The sequence below is a fragment of the Myxacorys sp. genome (assembly GCF_059501405.1).
The window spans coordinates 1-24,321 of the sequence record NZ_JCACCM010000103.1; the positions used below are offsets into that span (position 1 = coordinate 1).

Sequence of the window (24,321 nt, forward strand, 5' to 3'; positions counted from 1 at the left end):
AGAACTTGAAAGGTCATGTTAGCTACCTTTGTTTTTATCTCCCGACAACTCTAATGCTTTTCTACAGCTTTCTTAATGGTGCATTGCATTGAGCCAGCAGCTTTTATATCAATCACCAACTTCAACCTTTGTGGGTATACAAATTAATGCGCATCAAGCGTAACGTAGATACTAACTAGACCTCACAAGAGTGGAGCCGCGATCGGTGCTATCACGCTCTGAGGGATCGCATAAGGTGATTTATAGGAGTGAACATTATGGACTCTAATGAACTCTTAAAACGCTATGCTGCAGGACATCGCGATTTTCATCAAGTCGATCTTAATGAAGCTCGGCTAAACAAAGCAACATTAAGTGGCATCAATCTAGCCGAGACAAATCTAACCAAATCATCACTGCATGGGGCTGATCTCTCGCACGCCAATCTTCAGAACGCGAACCTGAACGGTGCTGACTTATCTCAAGCCAATTTGAGCGGTGCAGATCTCCGAGGGGCTTATCTGGGTGCGGCAATGTTATTTGGCGCAAACCTGACAGGTGCTCAACTTTCCGGAGCCAACCTCCGATGGGCGTCCCTGATTAATGTCATTCCCGATGACATCGACTTAAGCGAGACAACGCTGCTCCGCACGGTAATGCCAAATGGAGGTGTTGCACAAGTATTATAGTGGCAGGGACATTGGGTGGTGAGCGAATCAGCGCAAGCTGGGCGTCGATTGACGCCTCTACACCAGAATTAGATACACCAGAATTAAAGTCGCAGGACTAAAACGTGAACCTAAAACTTGAGAGGAGGATTGCTTCGAGCTTGTAGGGTTCGCATCGCTGTGAGTACCTCTGTCCGAGTCATGCCAGTTTGAATGTTGGGGCTATACAACATCCGAATCAAGGCTTTGTCAATTTCGGCATATTGAGTGACATCCGTCCACGGTTGATAGAACATACTGTTTGAATACTTGTAGGAATCGCGCATCAGCCCTAACGATTGAGTCAGTTCCTCGCGAATCAGGTGCGATCGCTCCTTTTGAGTAATGCCTTGACTATTGATTAAAATATTCGCATTTTGAATTGTGCCCTTGGCATCCCAATTCGTTGCGAAAAATCCAAAGTTAACCGGAACGTATCTCGGTTCGTAGTTGCGAAACTGTGGCTCTGGAACAAAGCGTATTCTCACATTCGGATTATTCTGGACAAGCTGTAGTCGAATGGCTCCCCCTATTAGCCCATTCACCTCCTCTATGACTGTTTTCAGCGTTGCTAAGTCTGCTTGAGTTGGCGTTCCAAAATATTGAATTCTGACATCACTTTGCCATTTACGAATTTTGGAATTTCCATTGGAATCAAATTCAGATCCCATTGCAATTTCCATGAAATAATTAATCTGCTCTTGGGTAAAAGTAGTGCCGTAAGAATAGTCCGGTACGTTTCGTTTCGCAACGGAGGACACTGGAGGTGGAGCAACCCTAGATTGAGGTAAAGGAGATCGAGATAAAGATGTAGTATTGCCACCACCATAGTCCGTCACGTTTCGAGTAGCAACAGAAGAGGCTGGAGGCAGTGCAGTCGATTGAGGCAGAGGATATACAGCGGAGCTGACAACTTGACTAGAAGGTCGCGTTGCTTGACTAGAAGGTCGCGTTGCGCCAGTTAGGGTTTCCCGACGAATCAGATCGCTACGCACCCAACCCGTCGCACCAGAACGATCGAATTTGACATAGTACCACATCCATTCATCATCCCCTTGCTGTTGCTGAAGAATCTGGACGCGATCGCCGGAATAGCCGTAGTGAAGTGGCTGCGATCGCACCGATGGGTTTAATCGGACATTAATCTCACTGCTGCGATCGCTCGTCATCAGTTCTGCGGGGCGGGCCGCACTCGAAATAGTTCGGAATCCTGACGCGGACACAACGGCTGAAGCAATTCCTACGAACATAAGACCACGGCTTACGGCTTGGACAGCGTTGTTCCAGTTCATGGGGTGAGTTTCCTTGTATTTAGGGGGCAAAGGTGGAAGGACGGTTTCGCTTAAAGTTCCCCTGTACATTTCGTTTAATCACATTCTTTTGATCACACTTTATAGGAATCAAACGATATAGATCAAATGTACCTATTTTGTCGATGCGATCGTCCACACAGAATAAATTCCTCTCTATTTGAACCCTGATCGGGACAGATTGATCACTTTATCCGAAATTTAAATCGATCGAGTTGAAGCTAGCTTATTTAGGCGCTAAGACACTGTAGCAAATACAGTTTTATAAGACTCAGTAATGTGCTTGTCGCAAAAGAAGAGCCTGATCAGGGTGTTTGTAACTAGGCGCTCAGAGGAATTACGGGGCTATCCTACGAAACTTACGGATTGATCTCATCAGTAAAACTTGTAGCCCAAAACAGGTCATCGGCTCTAATCAAAATATCGCATTTACACTTGTTAATTTTACACTTCTCAATAATGTTCTGCGTTTAACGATGCTCTGGTTGCTTCTGATTGATCAGGACTTCTAGACTCGTCCCCAAATCTTTCCAGTTTCAAGACGCCTATCTCTCAGGTTGGGAGACCCCTCTACAAAATCCTTGATAAAGCAGGGTTATCAAAGATTTTATGCATAGGACACGTTTAGAATGGATGCGTGTTTCTTCTAAACGAGCCTAAGAGCTTTCTAGCCCTTTGTCGCAGGTCGCCTTCAGGAGTTAACGTTGCCGTCTCGACTTTTTCGCCCTCACCGTTTCTGGCTTCCGTATCTTGTTTTGGTCGGCACAGTGCTGCTAACAGGACTGGCTGCATTTTCCACCCAACGATCTGCTCGAGAAAAAGACCGTTTCCGGTTTGACAGTTCGGTTCAACGCACTCAGGCAAGTATTCACCAGCGACTAGATACGTATATCGCGCTGTTGGAGGCAGGGAGCGGGCTGTTTACCGTTAGCAATTCTTCCGAGCTTGGCTCCCTCAATCGGCGTGTGAGCCGCGCTGACTTTCGCAAATATATCGAACAGCAGCATCTCCGCGAGAGATTTCCGGGCGTGCAGGGAATTGGGTTCTCTCAGCGATTTTTGGCAAGTGAGAAAGCGGCGCTGCTGGCGGAGATGAAGCAGCAGGGAATTAAAAATTTCGCCGTAAAACCAAACGGCAGTCGCAGCGAGTATCACGCCATTCTGTATCTAGAGCCGCTCGATCGGCGTAATCAAAGCGCGATCGGCTATGACATGTTTACAGAAGCAAGGCGACGGGCGGCGATGGAGCGGGCGCGAGATACTGGGCAGCCGTCTGCGACAGGTCGTGTCACTCTGATTCAAGAGACCGAGCAGCATAAGCAGACAGGCTTTCTGATTTACGTTCCTGTCTATCAAAACGGTGCGCCGTTAACTACAGTTGCCCAGCGACGAGCCGCGCTTCAAGGCTTTGTTTACGGTCCTTTCCGCACGGACGATTTGATGGCAGGCATCTTCGCAAAGGGTCAATTGCAATATGTTGATTTTCAGCTTTACGATGGAACGCGGCTAAATCCAACGCAATTACTCTACCGCTCTAAAAATGCCCAATCAGATGGTTCCTACACGCCTCAGTTTACCAAAACCGTTACCTTTAGCGTAGCGGGACGTCCTTGGAGCCTAGTATTTACGTCTCGACCAGAACTCGATAGCGTCTCTCATCAGAGTTTTGTGCCTCCTATCTTGGGAACGGGCATCCTAGTGAGTTTGGTGTTATTTCTACTGACGCGATCGCAGGTAAAATCGCTGCTAAAAGCCGAAGATGCCGCGATCGCCCTGCAACGCAACAATGAGCGTTTGGCTCTGCTCTATAGTATGTCGAGCAGTTTACTGCTGCACGAGCAGCCCAAGGTGTTTATTGCGAGTTTGTTTAGTCAACTATCGCAGCAGCTTGATCTTGAGGTGTATTTGAACTATTTGCTTGATGCAAAACAGCAGACGTTGAGGCTAAATGCCAGTAGTGGCTTGTCCCAATCGATGCTGCAACACATAGAGGTACTGGAGGTCGGAGAAAGTATCTCGGGTCGGGTCGCGCAGCAGAAACAAAGAGTTGTAGTAGAGCGAGTGAGTCAAACCGCCGATACCGAGGTGCTGCGATCGCAAGGATTAACCGCGTATGCCTGTTACCCGTTGATCGCTCGCCATCAGTTGATTGGTACATTGGCATTTGGCAGCCGCGATCGCTCGGTGTTTACGCCAGATGAGTTGACGTTGCTGCAAGTGGTTTGCGATCAAGTCGCGGCTGCCATAGAACGGGCGGCATTGGTCGATCAATTGCGGCAGCAAACCGAGGATCTACGAGAAGCGAGTCGGCTGAAAGACGAATTTCTCGCAACGCTCTCTCATGAATTGCGGACTCCGATGAACGCTATGTTGGGGTGGACTTCGCTCTTGAGGAGCCGCAAATTTGATGCAGCGACTACGCTTCGGGCGCTCGAAACGATTGAACGCAATACCAAATCTCTCAATCAGTTGATTGAAGATTTGCTCGATGTGTCTCGAATTGTCACCGGAAAGCTACGGCTTCATCGTCATCCGGTTGAGTTAGTGCCGATTGTGAATGCCGCGATCGAGATGGTGCGATCGTCAGCAGACGCTAAAAAGATTCACATCCAAACCACGCTAGAGCCGCTCGAAAGTCCTGTATTGGGAGACGCAACTCGACTTCAGCAGGTGATTTGGAATCTGATGACCAATGCGATCAAGTTTACTCCCCCTGAAGGACACGTCGAGGTTCAGTTAACCAGGGTGCCTCGCTCCCCTTCCTCTAGGGTTGAGTCTTACGCTCAAATTCAGGTCATTGACACCGGAGCGGGAATCTCGCCTGAGTTTCTGCCCTATGTGTTCGATCGCTTTCGGCAGGCAGATAGCAAGAGTACTCGATTGCATGGTGGCTTAGGGTTGGGACTGGCGATTGTACATCACCTGATTGAGAGTCACGGCGGAACGGTTCTGGTGGAAAGTCCTGGAGAAGGACAAGGCTCAACCTTTACCGTCCAACTGCCATTGTTAAATCAGTTAAATCAGTCGGTGCGCCCAGCGCGCGATGTCTATCCCACTGGCTCTATAAAAGCAATGCCTCGGCTCGATGGGATTCGAGTGTTGGTCGTGGATGATGAAGCCGATGCCCGTGAAATCGCCGCAACGAGTCTACAGCAAGCTGGGGCAGAAGTAATGACGGCATCAACGGCGGGTCAAGCCCTGGATACGTTTCTGAACTTCAATCCACAGGTTCTCATCGGCGATATTGGTATGCCAGAAGAAGATGGATATAGCTTAATTAAAAAGGTGCGACTCTTTGAGGCTTCGCGAAGCGAATCGCTAGAAGCCTCACAACAGCTACTTTCCGCCCAGCCGAGCATGAAAGAAACTCGCCAGATTCCGACGATTCACGCAAAGACCTGCAAAGCGATCGCGCTGACTGCCTTTGCGAGTGCCGATGACCGAGAACGAATTCTCAAATCAGGATTTCAGCAGCATCTAGCGAAACCGATTCAGGCAGATGAACTGATTTACGCTGTTGCTACTGTACTTGACCCGTGATTGAAGTGTGAGCCGTTAAGGGAGAATGCCTGTAAGACGATTGGGTTCTCCAATTACAAGTCTCCAATCACAAGGTGTAAGTAAAGTTTTCGACAATCATGCCTGGAACTAAAACGCCACCTAAGTTGCGATGCTCGTAGGTTCCAACGTCAGGAATGAATTCCTGAAAATCAGTCAGTGCCACCAAATTTTCGCCCCAAAACTGATACAAGCTGTCATCAAACCGGAGATTTTCGATTGGGGCAACGATTTCGCCATTCTCAACCCAAAAGCAGGCATATCGCGTCATTCCGGTGATACGACCCGTGGGGCGATCGCTCCAATTTAAGTAATGTAAATTCGAGACATACAATCCAGTGTGCAGTTCAGTGAGGATGCGATCGCTGGGCAAGCCTCCGACCTCCAGTTCCGGCGATCGCAGCCCTTCGTCTTGAGTCGCTCCATTTGCCACCAGTGTGTACTCTTTCGCGGTTTTCGATGAAATTACCATATTCACCAATTCACCCGACACGATTAGCGGCAGTTCTGACGGGGCAACTTCACCGAGTTCATTAAATCGAGGCACTAAGCCTTGAGTGAAATTCTCTCTGAGGCTGAACTTGGGCGACAGCTTTTTTTCTCCACGACGCAGTGCCGCAAAACAGCTTCCGCCCTGCTGATACGACGCTTCACTGATGCCGCCCCACGATAGTATGTTCACCAGTTCAGCAACGGCGGCAGGGGCTAGATAGGTGCGGTATTGTCCGCGCCCAATCGTTTTTGGCGCATCAGCCAATCGTTTTAGCTGCTCTCTAGACTGGTCAATTTTGGTCTGGTAGGCAGCGTGATTCCACTGATTGCCTGCGATCGTGCCCTTAACCGCTTGCCCTTCAGCCGTAAACAACGAATAATCAAGCGAATACGTATCGGTGGCAAACCAGTGTTTCTGCCCAACCGAATCGGCGTAGGCTCGAATTACAAGTCCAGCGGAGTAAATTCCGGTGAAGTCAAGATCCGCCACGGCGGAAAGAATGGTTGAAGGTACAGCATCAGAAGGGAGCAAATTGCCTTCGTGACTTTCGCGGCTGGTTGCGTTTCCAGAAGGCAAAACAAGATAGGAATTTTTGGGTAGTTGAGGTACTTCTTGCCGGAGAGCGTCTAGGGCATGTTGGGCTTGCCGCTGATCAATCTCAACATCTCCCGTGAAGGGGAATTCTTGATAGCTGCTGCGCTGATCGTGCATCAACTTTAGCTGCAGCGTGCCGTCGCTAACGGTTCCAGTCTGCCTTACTTTGGCGTAATTAAATCGCGTGAATTGGCTTTGTTCACTGGTGAGCGTGAGGGTGAACTGCTCGTCTGGGCTTAGCTCCGCCCGAAGCTGCTCGACCAAAGAATTGAAACTCGTTTCTAATGCGCCTCGTTCAATCGTTGTCATGCCCCACCTCCAAACACTTCAACATTGGCAAACGCCGCAACAGGAGAGCCATGTCCAACCCAAATACACTGATTTGGTTCCCCTTTACCGCAGAAGGGCGTGCCGTACATTTGCCAGGTGCTGCGATCGCCCACGCGCACCAAACTGTTCCAAAACTGCGGAGTGATGCCGCGATAGTTTGGGTTTCGGAGCGTTTTACTCAGTTTTCCATTTTCGATCAGCTTGGCGTATTCGCAGCTAAATTGGAATTTGTGTCGCTGATCGTCAATCGACCAGGAGCGATTGGCTTCCATGTAAACGCCGCGATCGATACCACCAATGAGATCATCAAACGACTGATCGCCCGATTCGAGATTGAGATTTGCCATGCGATCGATGGGCGGACGATTCCACGAGGACGCCCTCGAACAGGCAACACCCGCAACGCCACTTCTTGCTTGGCTCTCAAGACTGCCTAACCCCCGTTGTAGCACACCTGCTTTGATCAAATATTCGCGCGAGGCAGGCGCTCCGGTATCGTCAAAACCGTAGCTGGCAAACTCACCGGAGACGGTTGGATCGAACGTAATGTTCATCAAGGGCGACCCATACACGAGGTTGCCGAAGTCCTGAAGCTTCACAAAACTGCCGCCTGCGTAGTTGCGCTCATCTCCTAAAATTCGATCAAGTTCTAATGGATGACCAATGCTTTCATGGATTTGCAACAGCATTTGATCGGGTGATAACACTAGCGTTGTCGTTTCCGTTGGACATTCTTCTGCGCTAAGTAACTCTAATGCCTGCTCTCCAACCTGCTGGACGCGATTCCACAGTTCGGGCGTGATGAAATATTCCATGCCGCCTTGATAGCAGTGTGCCAAAAATCCATTGCTTGATCGCCGTTGGATGATTGCTCCCTCTTGAGCAGTAGCAGAATAATCAGTGCCGATCCGCAGAAATTTTTGATAGACTTCGGAGCCGTTGCTGCTCACAAACCACGACTCCGTCTCAGTTGTGATGGCAGTGGCGCTGGTTTTGACAATTTTGTCTGATTGCTTGAGACCGTGACAGATTTTGGTCAGCACATCATTGATTTCCCCCGGAGTTAGCACGTCAAACGGCTTGACCATTGGGGAAAGATATTGTCCGACGACTTTAGGACGAGCCGAAAGCCCCGTTTTCTGAATTGTCCATTCAGACGCCGCGATCGCCTGGCGATAAGCTGCGGCGGCGGCCTCCCGAACCCGCTCCGGCTTGAATGAATTCGTCGCTCCGTAGCCAATTTGCCCGTTCACCAATACTTCAACCATGACGCCTTGGGTCGTTGATGTGCCATTGGTTTCAGGTCTTCCGTCGCGAGACGAACGAGCGGTAGATACTTCTTTGGTCGCTCGTAAGCCGACCCATTCTGCGGAAATATCGAGAGTTGAAAGCAGATGTGTGAGTTCTGTAATCATCGATTCGGGTAAAAAATAGAGCAATTTTCTCTTAAAAGACTTTATGGTAGAGGTTTTACCTTGTTATCACGAACGGTATGAAGACAACTGTAACGATGAGTTCTCTTGCACCCATTCTAATAACTTGGGTGTCAGCGGATTCGGTAGCAAATGTAACGGATGGACAGTCAAGCGCTGCCCCAGCCAAGTCTTGCCTGGAGGGTCAACAGAGAAACAATCTATGTTTTAGTAGGCTCCTTCTAGTTTAGCTGCGGTGCCAGAGAGTAAGACCGCCCGGTTTATCAATGAGCTGAATGCCTTGGGCTTGCAGATCGTTGCGAATGCGATCGGCTTCGGCAAAGTTCTTCGTTTTCTTGGCTTCGGTGCGTTGCGCGACCAATGTTTCAATTTCAGCGTCGGAAATTGAAGGGACTTGTTCAGGTTCTGGCTGAGCTTCAAGACCAAGAACGCTGGCTAACTCAACCAACGTCAACCACTGTGACTCTAGCAAATCTGACGGCTCACCTGTTTCGCCTTCATGAATCAGTAGATTACTGGCGCGTTCTAGCTGTTTTGCCAAACCAAAGAGAACAGCTAAGGCGCTAGAGGTATTGAAATCGTCATCCATCACCGTCCGAAATTGCGCGATCGCATCAGCTTGCGTTTCTATGCTTCCTGTCCAGCCTAGGCGCTCACCATACTCATGCCCAAACAGCAATCCTGCCTTTAAGATGTTCCACCCGTTTTGAGCAGCAGCAATGCCATCATCGGTGAAGTCAATCGGTTTGCGGTAGTGAGCCTGGAGAATAAACATCCGAACTGCCATCGGCTCGGGCGCGTTCGGTGCGTCCAGCATCTGCCGAATCGTGGTGAAGTTGCCAAGCGATTTGGACATCTTCTCACCGTTGACGTTCACCATACCGTTGTGCAGCCAGTATTGTGCCAAAGGTTTCCCGGTAACGGCTTCCGATTGGGCAATTTCGTTCTCGTGGTGAGGAAAGATCAGATCGTTGCCGCCTGCATGAATGTCGATCGTTTCACCTAAATGATTACTTGCGGAATCTGCGAAGCACTCGCGCACCATAGCCGAGCATTCAATGTGCCACCCCGGACGCCCTTTTCCCCAAGGCGACTCCCACGCAGGTTCTCCAGGCTTTGCCGACTTCCACAGCGCAAAATCTGCCGGATCTTGTTTTTGGGCTTCTTCATTCTCGGAGACGCGCCCACTTGCTCCCATACGGCGCTCGTCTAATTTCTGACCCGAGAGCTTGCCATAGTCTGGGAACTTCCTGACTGAGTAGTAAACGTCGCCCGCGCTGGGATAGGCAAACCCTTTCGTTTCGAGTTCGTGAATCAGACGTTTGATGCCATCGAGTGTGTGGGTTGCCCGTGGATATTCGTCGGCTTCTTTGATGTTGAGCCGCGCCATATCTTCAAAGTAGGCTGCAATATAACGCTCTGAAATGGCTTCCATCGTCGTGCCTTCTTGCCGCGATCGATTCAAAATCTTGTCATCAATATCGGTGAAGTTTTGCACATAGCGCACCTCGTAACCGCGCCACGTCAGATAGCGCCGCACCACATCCCAAACCACACATGCCCGTCCGTGTCCCACGTGGCAGTAGTCGTACACCGTCACCCCACAGTAATACATCCGCACCTTTCCAGGTTCTAGCGGCTTAAACGGTTCTTGACGGCGGCTCAACGTGTTGTAAAGACTCAGGGACATAGCAATAAAGAGTTAGGGCTAGAAGAATTGACGCTGCACCATCAAACGACTTATTTCAAAACACAGATTATTTCACAATACGGGCAGTGAGACACTCACAGTGTCACTGCAAAAATCCGCCGACCCAATTCCAATTCGGCGGAGCGTCAATAGCCAATGATAAATCAATTCTAGATCGGCAATAATGGGAGAGAGACTTTTCTGGCAAACGTGCTATGCAATCCGCAGCCACTAATTCTACTTCAAATGATTCTCCAAAGATGGACGCTCCTAAAGTAGGGCTTCCAGTAACGATTATCACGGGCTTTCTGGGCAGTGGGAAAACAACGCTGCTTAACCACATTCTGACCAATCAGCAAGGGTTAAAAACCGCCGTTTTGGTGAATGAGTTTGGCGAAATCGGCATTGATAATGAACTGATTATTCAAGCTGACGACTCCAACAACATGGTAGAACTCAGCAACGGCTGTATCTGCTGCACGATCAACAATGATCTGGTTGAGGCGGTTTACAAAGTCTTGGAGCGTCAAGAGCAAATCGATTATTTGGTAGTCGAAACGACTGGATTAGCCGATCCGCTGCCGGTGGCGTTGACGTTTTTGGGAACCGAATTGCGCGATTTGACTCGACTCGACTCGATTGTGACGGTGGTTGATGCTGAAAATTACAGTCTCGACTTATTTAATAGCGAAGCGGCTCATAGCCAAATCGCTTATGGCGACATCATTTTGCTCAATAAAGCCGATTTGGTGGAAGAAGCGGATCTTGATGCGCTAGAAGTTCGGGTGCGCGATGTCAAAGAAGGAGCACGAATTTTACGCACTGTGAAAGGGCAAGTTCCGTTAGGAGCGTTGCTCAGCGTGGGCTTATTTGAGTCAGATAAGTATTTCAATCCTGATACAGAGGATCACGCCCACGATCATGAGCATCACGATCACGCCCACGATGATCATTCGGCGTGCGACCATGACCACGGACACTGCGATCATGATCATGATCACGAGCATCATCATCACTCCAACCATTTAGAAGTTGATGGGTTTACGTCAATCTCGTTTGACAGCGATCGCCCCTTCAACATCCGCAAGTTCCAACATTTCTTAGATAGTCAATTGCCTACCAACGTGTTTCGAGCAAAAGGCATTCTCTGGTTTGAAGAAAGCCCGAAGCGTCACATCTTCCATTTGAGCGGCAAGCGATTTTCGCTTGATGATGATGAGTGGAAAGGCAAACCCAAAAATCAATTAGTCCTGATTGGGCAGAATCTGGACAAAGAGACCCTGCGATCGCAGGTCGAAGCCTGTTTTACAGTTCATTCGCCAACTAAAGGGAAAGGATTTGGGAAATAAGGGAATGCTAAAGACAGGAGTTCAGCACTAAGAAATTCTGTCTTTAGCGCACAGCACGTTCATGCATAAGCGAGTTCTTGTTTGCCAGTCTCGAAGCTGCCTAGCTAAAGGTTCAGCCGAAGTACTGGCAGCTTTTTTAGCAGGTTCGACTCCAGATATTTCGATCAGTGCAAGTGAGTGCCAAGGGCAGTGTCACCTAGGAGCAACAGTGCGCGTATTGCCAGATGAAGTGTGGTATTGCCGCGTTAAATCGCAGGATGTAGCCGGGATCGCCCATCAGCATCTCCAGCAGGGTCATCCTGTAGAACGCCTATTGCATCCTCGGCTCCATCCTCGGTACACAAATTCTGCACCTACCGAATTCGGCTCCTAGATGGTTGCTCTACCTGATAATTGCCCTATCCAAGGTCAACAATCTAAACAGTTTTTTGAGAAGGGGCTGAAGCTCTTGATTTCTTGCTAGTCGGTTGCTGTAGAAGAGGGCTGAAACCCGCAGTCTGCAATCAAAAGTTGTTTTGAAGTATTGTAAAATAATCAGAGCAAAGAAATTCATAGAACCTTCATTCTAAAAGGAACCTAGCTTTAAGAAGCGTTGCTCTCGCTCCAGGGAACCCAGGGAATACTGAGAGAAATAAATTAATTTAAGGTAGGGCATCCGTGGATCGCACCCCTTCCGTTCCTCACTCTTGCGCTTGTAGCAAAGTAACCCGTTGTTCCGCTAAGGAGGTGGGTACGCTGTTTCTGTGGTTTCCAGTGCCACACACACTCAAAAAGGTAACGTCGTACCTGCAAAATACTCCACTTCAGTATGACTCAATGCAGGAGCGGCATGGTCTTAGCGTAGTTTGTGGTGATGGGCAAGCTAAAGAGTTAGCTAGAAATCTGGCAGGGTTGCTCACCCCTAGAGAACTGCGAGAAACTCAAGTTCTGTTTATGGGTGGGCGTGCCCAACCCAAGCTCTACGACTTTAGCGATATGACATCGCTGCATCGCTTCATTAAGTTCAGTCAGTCTGACTGGCTGGTAGGGATGCTGACAGACCATCGATTCACCAGCTACTTTCAACCAATTGTTTATATTGACGACACCACTCAAATTTATGGCTATGAGGCGCTCCTGCGTGGACTAGACGAACAGGGTAATCTAGTGATGCCAGGTTCCATTTTCGAGCTAGCAAACGACGCTGGACTGTTGTCACAATTGGATCAGTCAGCCCGTTTGAGCGCGATCGCGCAAGCCAGCCATCATCAGGTTAAAAGCCACATCTTCATCAATTTTGCATCAACCGCGTTGTACGATCCGGTTTCCTGTTTGCGCAGTACTGTCGCAGCAATTAATGCAGCCGGAATTCCGCACGAACACATTGTCTTTGAGGTGGTCGAGTCAGACAATCCAGAGAATCTAGATCATCTTAAAGCAGTCCTCAAATACTACCGAGAGGAGGGTTTTTTAATCGCACTCGATGACCTAGGCTCTGGCTATTCTAGCTTGAACCTACTGCATCAATTACGTCCTGACTTCATCAAGTTGGATATGGGATTGATTCGGGATGTGCATCAGGATCCCTACAAAGCCTCAATTACTGAAAAGATTCTAGAAATCGCCCAGAAGCTGAACATTCAGACTGTAGCGGAAGGCATTGAGTGTGTGGAGGAATTGGGCTGGTTACGGGAGCGAGGAGCCACCTTTGCCCAGGGCTACCTGATTTCTAAACCCAGTGCCTCTCCCATTACCGCAACCCCTCATCTTGTCGTCAATGAACTCAATGCTTCTGTGGTAACTGTTGAGCGTCGTCCGCCGGTTAAAGACCGTATTTGCCGCCAAAGCGAATCTGAGCGGATTGTTGCCGGCGTGACACAACGGATTCGACAATCGTTAGAGTTAGACGAGATTTTGCGAAATACTGCTGCCGAAGTCCGCCAACTGTTTGAAGTCGATCGAGTTGTGATTTATCGGTTTGAGCCCGACTGGAGTGGATTGGTTGTTGTAGAGTCAGTCGCAGAGGAGTGGTTGCCGATTCTCGGACTCCACTTCATGGATACCTGCTTTCAAGACACTTACGGTGATTACAACCAGCAGGGACATGCCAGAGCAATCGAGGATGTCTACGCCGCAAATTTGACGCCGTGTCATTTTGACTTCCTGCGGCAATTTCAAATCCGTGCCAATCTCGTTGTTCCTATCTTGCAGCAAGAGCGGTTGTGGGGGTTGTTGATTGCCCATCAATGCAGAAGTCCTAGGCAATGGCAACCTTCTGAGATTAGCTTGTTCAGCCAACTTGCTGGTCAAGCCGCGATCGCGATTCAACAATCTGAACTCTACCAACAACTGCAACAAGCAAACCAGGAACTACAGCGCCTTGCCTCTTCTGACGGCTTAACCCAGGTTGCCAATCGTCGTTGTTTTGACGAATATCTCAACTCAGAATGGCAGAGGTTAGAGCGGGAGCAGTTGCCTTTGTCTATGATTTTATGTGATGTTGATTACTTCAAACGCTACAACGATACGTATGGACACTTGGCGGGAGATGATGTGTTGAGGCAAGTTGCCAAGGCGATCGTTAAGGCAGTGAAACGCCCAGCCGATTTAGTTGCTCGCTATGGTGGAGAAGAATTTGCGGTAATTTTGCCGTATACGGATGTAGAAGGGGCAATTGTGGTTGCACGAGAAATTCAAATCAATATTAGCGCTTTGCAAATTTCACATTCTGGTTCTCCAGTCAGTCCGTTCATCACGCTTAGTTTAGGTGTTGCAACTACTGTTCCCCACAGTCGAGCGGTTTCCACAACTCTAGTTAAAGCTGCAGACCAAGAGCTATATCGAGCGAAAGCCCAAGGCCGAAATTGTGTAGCTCATATGCAGGATAGTTCTAACGAAGTAATATCTTTGTAAGTAATATAGGCGTCATTAAAGAAATGTTCAATTAAATATCAGATGGGGTGCGAGCGTCTTGAGAACCCCTGTGGGCAGTTTGTTCATCCACAAAATGCCGGTAGTGTTGTAAGCCTGCTCAACTTCGATGTCGCCTTGTAAAGACGCGATTAGTCGTGTCTTTACAACGGCAATCCGGTAGCAAACTTTGCTCTAGAACTTCGACGGCTCGTAGAATCTTAAGACTTTCTCAAGTAGCGCCTCCTCAATCGATTCGATCACTACTATTCGAGGGAGAACCTACTGAGCTTAGGAAAGTTGTAATGGATCTCTTGTCCAACACCGTTGTTCTGTCGCGGATGCAGTTTGCGCTGACGGCAATTTTTCATATTTTGTGGCCCGTCTTAACTACGGGAATGGGAATCTACTTAGTGATCGTAGAAGGACTCTGGCTCAAAACCAAAAATCCTGATTACTACCTGCACGCTCGCTTCTGGAGCAAGTTTTATGTTCTAAATTTTGGGATTGGAGTGGCAACCGGAATTCCGATGGAATTTCAGTTTGGGACGAATTGGGCACCGTTTTCAGAAGCAGTCGGCAATTTTTTCGGCAGCGTCATCGGCTTTGAAGCATCGTGGGCATTTATGCTGGAAGCGGCATTTCTTGGCATCATGCTGTTTGGTTGGGAACGCGTGAATCCAGCGATTCACTTTATGTCTACAATTTTGGTTGCCGTTGGCGCAAATCTTTCGACCGTATTCATTCTGATTGCCAATTCCTGGATGCAAACGCCGACTGGCGGCGATATGGTCAATGGGAAATTCGTGGTCAACGACTACTTTCAGGCGATGTTTAACCCGTTTTGGCTCAACAGTGTTTCGCACATGTTTTTTGCAACGCTAGAAACATCGCTGTTTGTCATCGGCGGCATTAGCGCTTGGTATATTCTCAACCGTCGTCACGAAGCATTTTTTGCCAAATCCTTCAAAATTGTGCTGGCAGCCACGATCGCAGTCGCACCGTTTCAGATCTACCTCGGACACATGAGCGGCGAACAAGTTCAGCAGCATCAACCCTCAAAGCTCGCTGCGATGGAAGCCCAGTGGAACACTTCCCCTGCTGGTCAACCCGCCGATTGGAGCGTGATTGCCATTCCGAACGACAAAGCAGAGAAGAATGATTTTGAAATCACAATTCCCAACGCTTTAGGCTACATCTTAGAATTCAGAAAAGAATTAACTCATCCCGTGATTGGGTTGAAAGATATTAAACCTGACGAGCGACCTCACGCGGTGGGACTGATCTATTACGCCTTTCGCACTATGATTGCGATCGGGTTCTTTCTGGCGGCGCTGATGGGCCTAACTGTACTCCAATGGTTTAGAGGAAAATTGTCAGCTGCTGCGATCGCAGATCAAAAGTGGCTAATGCGAATTTGGCTATTTTCCGGGCCGCTTGGCTACATCGCAGTCGAATCGGGTTGGATCGTACGTTGTGTTGGACGGCAACCATGGTCAGTGTATGGAAAAATTCGGACAGCCGATTCGGTCTCTAACATTCCTGCCAGCAACGTGTTAACATCGCTCACTGCATTTGCGCTCGTGTATACGCTGCTATTCATCACAACGCTATACTTCGGCAGCCGGATTGTTCGCAAAGGTCCTGACTTAGCATTGCCTATTCCTGGTACTGAGGTAACTAGACCTGCGATTGATACCTCACCTGGCGAATTTGTTCCCGATGAACGTCCTGTTGAGGCCCAACAATAGTCGGTTGCCTCCCTCGCTTCAACAAATCCTTCAACAAATGATAGGTAGAAAGTCCAATCCTACGAGACATTATGGAAACCCTGCAATATTTTCTGCCTCAATGTTGGTTTGTGATTTTAGGATTATTTCTGTTGCTGTATGTGATGCTTGACGGATTTGATTTGGGAGTCGGCATCTTGTCGCTCACCTCATCCGATGAAGAGCGGCGCGGTATCTTAATGACCAGTCTAAGCAACATTTGGGATGCGAATGAAACGTGGCTGGTTCTGATGGGCGGCAGTCTGTTTGGCGCGTTTCCCCTTGCCTATGGCACGATTTTAAGTGCGCTATACATTCCCATCTTTCTCATGGTGTTTGGCTTTGTGTTTCGAGGCGTCGCCTTTGAGTTCCGCGAACAAGCCAACCGCAAATTTTTTTGGAATATTGCCTTTGGTGTTGGCAGCTTTGCCGCCGCGCTGGGGCAAGGGTTTGCCCTCGGTGCAGTGCTATCAGGCATCAACGTTGACGAGACGGGGCACTTTATTGGCGGCACGTGGGATTGGCTAACCTGGCAATCGGTGCTGGTGGCACTGACGCTGATCCAGGGTTACGTGTTGATTGGCTCGACCTACTTGGTTTGGAAGACGAGCGGAGAGTTACAGGACATTCACTATGGCACCGCAAAGCTTGCAGCCTGGACGACGTTGATTGGTGCAATATTCATTACGGTATCGACTCCAATCTTTTACGAAAGCACCCGAACTCGTTTATTTGATCCGCCGCTTGCTTATGTTTTTGTGACGATTCCATTCATTGGCGTATTACTAATTGCTCAACTTCTGGGGAGCCTCAACCGTAAAGAAGATCGCGCTCCCTTTGTTTGGACAATTCTGCTGTTTGTGTTCACCTTTTTGAGTTTAGGACTCATTGTGTTTCCTTACATTATTCCTACTCAGATTACGATCTATGAGGCGTCGGCTGATGCAAGTTCGTTGGTAATCATGATTATTCTCATTGGGTTTCTGATTCCGGTAATGCTGTTCTACAACTTGTACCAATACATTGTCTTTCGAGGCAAGGTATCTGGCGAGTCATACGGTGAGTAGCTGACACGCAAGAGTGTAAACCATTAATTGTTAAACCATTAATTGGAGGTTAGTAACGTTTTAGCATCTAAGCTTAGGGGAACAATTCCTCCTGGATTTAAGGGGAATAAGTTACCGTAGTAGTCCCGTTTTACAGCATCTAAATCACACGTGGCTGCTACTCCCGGCAGTTGATATAAATGCTGTAAGTAACCGCTAAGATGGGGATAATCTTTGATGCGATGAAGACTGCATTTAAACAACCCAAAGTAGGCAATATCAAATCGGAAGAGCGTTGTAAAAAGTCTGATGTCTGCTAGGGTGAGGGCATCTCCGCACAGATAACGCCCAGTCTTAAGAACGCTATCAATTTCATCTAATGCCGCAAATAGTTCACGACAGGCGGCTTCGTATGCTTCTTGCGTTTGAGCGAATCCACAGCGATAAACGCCATTATTGACAGCAGGATAGATCTTTTCATTCCAAGCGTCGATTTTCTCTCGCAGATTTTCTGGATATAAATCTAATTCTGGATTTGTAGATAATTCATCAAACTGATCGTTGAGCATCACGATAATTTCTGCGCTCTCATTGTTCACGATCGTATTGGTTTTAGTGTCCCAAAGCACCGGAACAGTGCAACGTCCTGTGTAATTAGGTTTTGCAACCTGATACAACTGCGCTAATGTACGACATCCATATTCTGATGTATCTAGTACCCATCCGCCTTCTATTGGAGAAGGAGAGACAATCGAAACCGCGATCGCATGTTCCAATCCTTTCAGCGCTCGGACAACCAGCGTCCGATGTGCCCACGGACAACTCATTCCAACATAGAGCTTGTAGCGTCCCGATTCGGCCGGATAGGGGTCATCTACGTTCCGACTGACGACATTTCTAAACTCACTTTCAGGACGAGTATACGCCCCGGATGACGATCGCGGTGCAAGGTTTGACATCATCACATGCCAAAGGGTCGTCCAAACGAATTTGCCCGATTGAATAATGAGTTTGGGAGGAAGTTTTGCCATAATCCTATCTGCGAGACAAAAGCTTTTTCTTTAGCTTAACGAATAGGGTCTGCGATCGTAAGCGGATCACTCGGCTTGGCGTTAGCTCAGGAATATCGGATGGTTGCTGTTGCGAGTGATCAAAAAACTCGTTGAGTTCCTGTAGAATCAGCGCCAGCCGCTTTGTGATGTGCTCGGTGCGATGCTGTGCAAGGAACGACTCCGGCAAGTTATTCGGCACAAACTGATTAACGTTGTTTAAAATTCGATACACATCAAAATCAGTCGAATAGCCTGCAATTTTGTGACAGTTGAAGCCTGGATCTAAGTAGTCAGACAGTCCACCATTGACGCTCGAAAACACCTGACACCCACATGCCATTGCTTCCATTGGTTGCAATCCAAATCCTTCACTCACTCGCTGCTGCGCCCAATATTCTGCCGAATCATAAAGATAGACTTTCGTGCGATTAAACAGATTGGCAAGACTATCGACGTGAGTATCGATGACACAGACGTTACAGCGTTTCTGCAAAGCGGGAATTAGCTGCTGTACTAAATATTCTGATGATTTGCGAGTGTGAACTAAAACATCAATATCGCGATGAGAATTAAAGTTGCTAAATTCATCAGAAATTTGGTTGGGAAGATAATAAATCAGAGAATTTGGCGATCGCTGTCCCCAATATCCCATCGTGTTGCGGCTCACTGCCATGATCGGAATTTTAGCTGGAAGCCGAAACCTATAGCCGCTGCTGTGAGCGTGATATAAAACGTGGTGATGCTTCAATCGAGCCACCAACTTAGAGACATCAAACCCCCAACTGGCGACAAAAATGACGCGATTTAACGACGGTTGCTTCAGTACATCGTCTAAAAATAGAATGTTTGGTTCCCGCTGTCGGTAGGTAACAATCTCTGACGGGCAGATTGACTGGGCGATCGCGAGCGTTTTTAATTCGGCAAATAATCCACCACAGGCAAATTTTTGACTTGTTCCTGGAAGCAAAAAATACAACGATCGCATCACGTCTAACCTCAACACTCTGACCTCAACACTCTGACCGCATAGCCTAGACCTCCTGCGGAAGTTCCTCTCACTCCCTTCCTCGGCTTGGGAGAGGAGGGCGGCTCTTGCACGTTATAAGAAGTCTTTTATAACGGTATCAGTCGATAACTTACTTTTATAACGGTATCAGCACTCCAATAAGAGATAAGAGTTGTGCTCGGGCGGCGTGTTGTTCAAATTGATGTGAAGGAATCTCTAGCGATTGAATGAAGCCTCATGATCCTTTTCCGATTTTCCTTCTCCCCTCTTGAATATCGATTAAGATTAGCTTGAAAGTTCCTAGATTAGGTCTTATGCGTCGTCGCTCTTCTTCAGCTACAAGTCGGTACTTCTTAGCTCGGTTGCGTCCACTGGGGCGGCCGATTTTTTGGGGACCCGCGATCGCGCTGTTACTCTTACTCCTATTCACCTGGGATTGGTGGACACGTCCGGAAGGGGCAGTCCAGGGAGAGCGTTCTGACGAAGAGTTGGCGTTGCGAGAAGAGCAAGCGATCGGGGCAGACATTGATTCACTGCCCGTTCTAATCAATGACATTGGCATCAAGTCAGAGATAAATAAAGCCAAACCAAATCAGCCTACGCTGCCCCAGCCAGCAGGAACGAATGCACCTAAAACGCCAGCTAGTTCCCCAGCTAACGCATCTACTGGACTGGCGACAACCCAATCTACGCTAGGGCAACCTGGAATTTTTGGCGCTTTCAACAATGGGTTAGCCGATCGATACGGACAGTCGAATGCAGGACAAAGTAGCGCGATTAGCGCAGAGCGCAACTCCCTAGGAACCGCTCAACTAAGCGGTTCAGGAAGTGGGTCCGCAACGCTGCCTACGGGTTTCACACCAACGGGTTCCACAAAAAGTCCTCTGCAAGAGGCCATGACTCGTCTTTATGCAACCCCTTCACCCGTTGCGCCGACAAACGTGAATCAGTCCAATCAAGGTGTGAATCAGGCACCTATTCCGGTTGAAGGAACAACTCGCTTAGACAGTCCAGGAATTGACGCAACAAAGCCAACAATCCCCGTCGGGAACGCCTACACCAATTTGGTTGAAGGGTCTCAACCCTATTCTCCACCTGCAAATTATCCGGCTACCGTAGCGCCCCCTGTGATCTCTCCCTCAGTCGGGCCCAACAGTAATCTGCCTCCTCTCAATTTGGCCAATCCTGTCGGGCAGTCCACTGTACCCACGCAATCCAATCCTGTTGGCTCGGTCTACGGAGCTCCAGCATCGTTGCCAGAACTGAAGGAACAGCCTTTCTCCGCTCCCCGTCGAATTCCAGGACGCGCGATCGGTGGCGGCAATATCAACACATTCTCTAATCCCTAAGTCCAATTGAAAGTTCAATCGAAACCGAAGAGATGCCATCGTTGCTTCAAAAACGGACAAAGGAAGATCTCTTCGGTTTCGATTGCGGTTTAGAAATGTCGGATGATCGCTTCCGCAAATTCTGAACACTTAAGGGGAGGATCAACGGGCGGTTCCATCAGGCGAGCGAGATCGTACGTGACTTCCCCTTGCGCGATCGCGGCTGCCAATCCTTTTTTAATCAGATCTGCCGCTTCTTGCCAGCCCAGATATTCCAGCATCATCACACCCGACAAGATCACTGAGCCAGGATTGACGCGATCGCGCCCCGCATGTTTGGGAGCCGTGCCATGAGTCGCTTCAAAAATAGCGCTCGAATCGCCGATGTTTGCGCCCGGAGCCATGCCTAATCCGCCTGCGATCGCGGCAGCCGCATCGGACAGGTAATCGCCATTTAGATTCATCGTCGCCAAAATCGAGTATTCATCGGGGCGCGTTTGAATCTGTTGGAAGATACTATCAGCGATTCGATCGTTGACCATCACTTTTCCTTTCCACTGCCCGTTGCCATGACTATCCCAAATGGTGTCTAACACTGCCTTTACCTCTGCGCAAATCATGTCTCGCTTATCGGGCGTCATCGACTCGTAGCCTGGATCGATTTCGCGGGCGTTCTCTTCGATCGTCAGATCCCGGTGGCGCTCTTTGTTGCTCAAAATCCACGACTCACGCTCGGTCACGCAGTCCGCCCGAAATTCTGATGTCACCAATTCGTAGCCCCAATCGCGGAAGGCTCCTTCGGTGTACTTCATAATGTTGCCTTTATGCACCAATGTCACCAATTGCTTATGCTTGGGCAACCGGAGCGCATGTTGCATTGCCCGCCGCACTAAGCGCTGAGAACCCTTTTTGCTGATCGGCTTAATCCCGATTCCCGAATCGAGGGGAATCTGTTTTTTGCCGTGTTCGGGCGTACCGGGGATCAGATCTTCGTTGAGCAGTTTGATAATGCGATCGCAGGTCTCGGTGCCCTGTTTCCACTCAATGCCGAGATAAATATCTTCGGTATTCTCCCGGTAAACAATCAAATCTAGCTTTTCAGGATTTTTGTGAGGCGAAGGCACGCCCGAATAGTACTTGCACGGGCGAACGCAAGCGTACAGATCAAAAATCTGGCGGAGGGCAACGTTGAGCGATCGAATGCCCCCGCCGATCGGCGTGGTCAACGGACCTTTGATCGCCACCCCAAACTCGCGAATCGCGGCTAGGGTATCTTCTGGTAAATACTGATAGGTGCCATACACCTCGCACGCTTCATCTCCGGCATACACTTTAAACCAAGAAATTTTTCGCTTGTCGCCATAAGCCTGCTTAACCGCCGCATCAAACACGCGCTCGGAAGCGGGCCATAGGTCAATCCCCGTCCCATCCCCTCGAATAAACGGAATAATTGGATTGTCCGGCACAATTGGCTCCCCATCTTTAAACGTAATCGGTGAACCAACTTGGGGAGGTGTAATCTTTTCGTACATAAGTGTCGAATAGGATCGTGGGTATGCTTTGGTAGGCTACCAAACTTTGTGGATTTCTTGTGTAGCAGAATTGATAGCGAGTTCCTCACAGGTGAAACTAACTGCAAAAGGAAAGGTTTGATTTACCATGATGAGGGGCATTCTTCAAGCCTCTTGGATCGAACAATTGGCAAGGTGAATTGAAGAGATGGGCTACTTAAAACTGCTCGGAGATGTAGATGAAGAAGATTTTAGTAGTCGATGATGACATGACGCTCCGAACGGCATTGACACGCTACCTAGAAAAGCGGGGTTACGCGGTTCAGAAAGCGGCTTGCGGCACTGAAGCGCTCCTGTGCTTTGAGCAAGATCCACCGGATCTGATTGTCTCGGATGTGATTATGCCAGAAATGGACGGATTCGAGTTTTGCCGCCGCCTCCGCGCCATTCGGACAGGTCAACTGACTCCGTTCATTTTTCTGTCAAGCCGAGGGGACATTGAAGATCGTGTGCAAGGACACTCGATTGGTGCAGACGACTATTTGATCAAACCGTTTGAGCCACGAGAACTTTTGGCGAAAATTGAGGCGCAGTTAGAGCGATCGCGCCGCATGCATTCTGAGATCATCCGGCTGATGCAGCAAACTGATCGTCTGCCCGAACCTCAAGCGGCGAGTCCTGACCCGCTTCCGTTAACCCCCGCTGAAGAAAAAGTTTTTTGGGAAGTGATTCAAGGCTATACCAACAAGCAGATTGGCGATCACTTGTTTGTCAGTCCTCGCACCGTGCAAACACATCTGAGTAATATCTTGAGCAAGCTCCAGTTAGAAAACCGCTCTCAGCTTGTGCGTTATGCCTTTGAGCAAGGCTACAAGCTGCCAACTGAAACTCTTGCACCGAAAGAAGCCGTCGATTCATGAGTGCTGGAGTCTATACCCTTGAGACCTTGAAAGCCGCGATCGCAGCTGATCCCGCTCGGTGGCGTCCGCTTGTGGTCACGAACGGCTGCTTTGACTTACTCCACGTCGGGCATGTGCGATACTTAAACACCGCCAAGCAGTTTGGACGTGCCCTCGTTGTCGGTGTGAATAGCGATCGCTCGGTTCAAACGATCAAACCACAAGCACCAGGCTTGCCCCCGCGCCCCATTGTCTTAGAGGCGGAACGGGCAGAAGTTTTAGCCGCCCTCAAATCCGTCGATGGCGTCGTGATTTTTTCGGAAGCGACGGCCTGTGAACTCGTTCAGGCGCTTCAGCCCGATGTTTACGCTAAAGGCGGAGACTACACCCTAGACACGCTTCCCGAAGCGGCAATTGTTCAAGCGTATGGTGGGCAGGTTAGACTAGTTCAGATCGAGATCCCTAGTTCCACTAGCAAAATCATCACTCAAATTTTGTCGAGTCGAGAGAACGAATGAGGGATGATGGAGTAGAGCAATTCAGTCTAAATCATTCTTGATGCCCTTTAGCATGAATAGTTTCATGACAAATTTAGAAACATCAACGTCTTTCAATGTTCCCGATAGCCTCACTGCCCTGCAAGTTAAGTTGCGCTCAGAACCAGAAAAAACTCAGCTACAGCTTGTGAGCGACCTTGTAGCGCAAGGTGAGGCGGGCTTTGTTGTGCTGATGGATTTCTTGCAGGAGCGTCACGCCGCCGGAGCTTTAGGACGAGTGGACGCCAAAATTTATCAAGAGCTTTACAATACCCAATCTCCAACGGTTCTCACCTTTCTTCAGCAGCAGTTTCCGACGGGAACTGTGGTACTAAGGAGCGATCGCGGTATCGACTACGCTCCTCTTCAGCACTGTCTTGTGAAACAAGCGTTCGAGGAAGCCGATCGAGTGACGATTCAAAAAATGTGTGAATTGGCAGGCGAGGCAGCCATGCAGCGTAAATGGCTATATTTCACCGAAGTTGAGCAGTTTCCAGTAGCCGATTTACAAACGATCGACGCTTTGTGGCTCGCCCATTCTGATGGTAAATTTGGGTTCTCAACTCAGCGAGAAATCTGGTTGAGCCTGAATAAAAATTGGGAAAAACTTTGGGCTAAAATTGGCTGGAAATCGGGGAACAGTTGGACTCGTTACCCCGGAGAATTTAATTGGACTCTGGACGCTCCAAAAGGGCATTTACCTCTATCCAATCAACTCAGAGGAGTGCGGGTGATGGCCTCTCTCATGGCTCACCCAGCTTGGATAAAAGAGAAGAATTAATTTAGTCAATAGACTTAATCGGAAATAGGCAGTAGTCGAAGCCAGACAACAAGAGGCTTCAT

At 48.8% G+C, this 24,321-nt stretch carries 18 protein-coding genes; 11 read left to right on the forward strand and 7 right to left on the reverse strand.

What is annotated here, in order from left to right:
* Window positions 1–257: 257 nt before the first annotated feature.
* Complete coding sequence (locus AC5I6P_RS12740) at window positions 258–668, forward strand: pentapeptide repeat-containing protein (RefSeq protein ID WP_495694137.1); 411 nt, start codon at window positions 258–260, stop codon at window positions 666–668.
* 110 nt (window positions 669–778) lie between these two features.
* Here AC5I6P_RS12740 and AC5I6P_RS12745 read toward each other — a convergent pair whose 3' ends face one another.
* Complete coding sequence (locus AC5I6P_RS12745; protein ID WP_495694138.1) at window positions 779–1,978, reverse strand: DUF2927 domain-containing protein; 1,200 nt, start codon at window positions 1,976–1,978, stop codon at window positions 779–781.
* Between the two features lie 722 nt (window positions 1,979–2,700).
* Here AC5I6P_RS12745 and AC5I6P_RS12750 point away from each other — a divergent pair.
* Complete coding sequence (locus AC5I6P_RS12750; RefSeq protein WP_495694139.1) at window positions 2,701–5,535, forward strand: CHASE domain-containing protein; 2,835 nt, start codon at window positions 2,701–2,703, stop codon at window positions 5,533–5,535.
* 67 nt (window positions 5,536–5,602) lie between these two features.
* Here the strand turns inward: AC5I6P_RS12750 and AC5I6P_RS12755 are convergent, their stop codons facing one another.
* The 3 genes from AC5I6P_RS12755 to cysS all read right to left on the reverse strand — a co-directional run bounded on the left by AC5I6P_RS12755 (window position 5,603) and on the right by cysS (window position 10,093).
* Window positions 5,603–6,949 carry a TldD/PmbA family protein gene (locus AC5I6P_RS12755; protein ID WP_495694140.1) on the reverse strand — a complete coding sequence of 449 codons (1,347 nt, stop codon included), beginning with the start codon at window positions 6,947–6,949 and terminating at the stop codon, window positions 5,603–5,605.
* The gene (locus tag AC5I6P_RS12760) at window positions 6,946–8,385 is read right to left on the reverse strand and encodes a TldD/PmbA family protein (protein WP_495694141.1); all 1,440 of its coding nucleotides are present in this window, start codon (window positions 8,383–8,385) and stop codon (window positions 6,946–6,948) included. Before AC5I6P_RS12760 ends, AC5I6P_RS12755 begins: the two co-directional genes overlap by 4 nt.
* Window positions 8,386–8,629: 244 nt before the next feature.
* Window positions 8,630–10,093 (reverse strand): cysteine--tRNA ligase, encoded by a 1,464-nt coding sequence (gene cysS / locus AC5I6P_RS12765; protein WP_495694142.1) that lies wholly within the window; start codon window positions 10,091–10,093, stop codon window positions 8,630–8,632.
* Window positions 10,094–10,308: 215 nt separating this feature from the next.
* Here cysS and AC5I6P_RS12770 point away from each other — a divergent pair, with 215 nt between their 5' ends.
* The 5 genes from AC5I6P_RS12770 (at window position 10,309) to cydB (ending at window position 17,167) form a co-directional block, all read left to right on the forward strand.
* Window positions 10,309–11,442, forward strand: a complete 1,134-nt coding sequence (locus AC5I6P_RS12770) for a CobW family GTP-binding protein (protein WP_495694143.1) — start codon at window positions 10,309–10,311, stop codon at window positions 11,440–11,442.
* Between the two features lie 61 nt (window positions 11,443–11,503).
* Complete coding sequence (locus AC5I6P_RS12775) at window positions 11,504–11,815, forward strand: (2Fe-2S) ferredoxin domain-containing protein (protein WP_495694144.1); 312 nt, start codon at window positions 11,504–11,506, stop codon at window positions 11,813–11,815.
* A 353-nt stretch (window positions 11,816–12,168) separates the two neighbouring features.
* Window positions 12,169–14,334, forward strand: a complete 2,166-nt coding sequence (locus AC5I6P_RS12780; RefSeq protein WP_495694145.1) for an EAL domain-containing protein — start codon at window positions 12,169–12,171, stop codon at window positions 14,332–14,334.
* A 302-nt stretch (window positions 14,335–14,636) separates the two neighbouring features.
* Window positions 14,637–16,082, forward strand: coding sequence for a cytochrome ubiquinol oxidase subunit I (locus AC5I6P_RS12785; RefSeq protein ID WP_495694146.1), 1,446 nt, complete (start codon window positions 14,637–14,639; stop codon window positions 16,080–16,082).
* 71 nt (window positions 16,083–16,153) lie between these two features.
* On the forward strand, window positions 16,154–17,167 hold the full coding sequence (gene cydB, locus AC5I6P_RS12790; RefSeq protein WP_495694147.1) for a cytochrome d ubiquinol oxidase subunit II: 1,014 nt from the start codon (window positions 16,154–16,156) through the stop codon (window positions 17,165–17,167).
* A 38-nt stretch (window positions 17,168–17,205) separates the two neighbouring features.
* On the opposite strand, the gene AC5I6P_RS12795 is transcribed toward cydB, so the two are convergent.
* Window positions 17,206–18,177 (reverse strand): glutathione S-transferase family protein, encoded by a 972-nt coding sequence (locus tag AC5I6P_RS12795; RefSeq protein WP_495694148.1) that lies wholly within the window; start codon window positions 18,175–18,177, stop codon window positions 17,206–17,208.
* Window positions 18,178–18,181: 4 nt separating this feature from the next.
* Window positions 18,182–19,201 (reverse strand): glycosyltransferase, encoded by a 1,020-nt coding sequence (locus AC5I6P_RS12800; RefSeq protein ID WP_495694149.1) that lies wholly within the window; start codon window positions 19,199–19,201, stop codon window positions 18,182–18,184.
* A gap of 317 nt (window positions 19,202–19,518) precedes the next feature.
* Between AC5I6P_RS12800 and AC5I6P_RS12805 the strand changes: the two genes are divergently transcribed.
* Window positions 19,519–20,553 carry a hypothetical protein gene (locus AC5I6P_RS12805; RefSeq protein WP_495694150.1) on the forward strand — a complete coding sequence of 345 codons (1,035 nt, stop codon included), beginning with the start codon at window positions 19,519–19,521 and terminating at the stop codon, window positions 20,551–20,553.
* 89 nt (window positions 20,554–20,642) lie between these two features.
* Here AC5I6P_RS12805 and AC5I6P_RS12810 read toward each other — a convergent pair whose 3' ends face one another.
* Window positions 20,643–22,064 (reverse strand): NADP-dependent isocitrate dehydrogenase, encoded by a 1,422-nt coding sequence (locus AC5I6P_RS12810; protein WP_495694151.1) that lies wholly within the window; start codon window positions 22,062–22,064, stop codon window positions 20,643–20,645.
* Between the two features lie 218 nt (window positions 22,065–22,282).
* On the opposite strand from AC5I6P_RS12810, the gene AC5I6P_RS12815 reads away from it, so the two are divergent.
* From AC5I6P_RS12815 to AC5I6P_RS12825, 3 genes are all read left to right on the forward strand, one after another.
* The gene (locus AC5I6P_RS12815; RefSeq protein ID WP_495694152.1) at window positions 22,283–22,963 is read left to right on the forward strand and encodes a response regulator transcription factor; all 681 of its coding nucleotides are present in this window, start codon (window positions 22,283–22,285) and stop codon (window positions 22,961–22,963) included.
* Entirely contained in the window at window positions 22,960–23,460 is a 501-nt protein-coding gene (locus AC5I6P_RS12820) for an adenylyltransferase/cytidyltransferase family protein (protein ID WP_495694153.1), read from the forward strand. The genes AC5I6P_RS12815 and AC5I6P_RS12820 overlap by 4 nt, the downstream gene beginning before the upstream one ends.
* A 64-nt stretch (window positions 23,461–23,524) precedes the next feature.
* The gene (locus AC5I6P_RS12825) at window positions 23,525–24,259 is read left to right on the forward strand and encodes a GUN4 N-terminal ARM-like repeat domain-containing protein (RefSeq protein WP_495694154.1); all 735 of its coding nucleotides are present in this window, start codon (window positions 23,525–23,527) and stop codon (window positions 24,257–24,259) included.
* Window positions 24,260–24,321 lie beyond the last annotated feature (62 nt).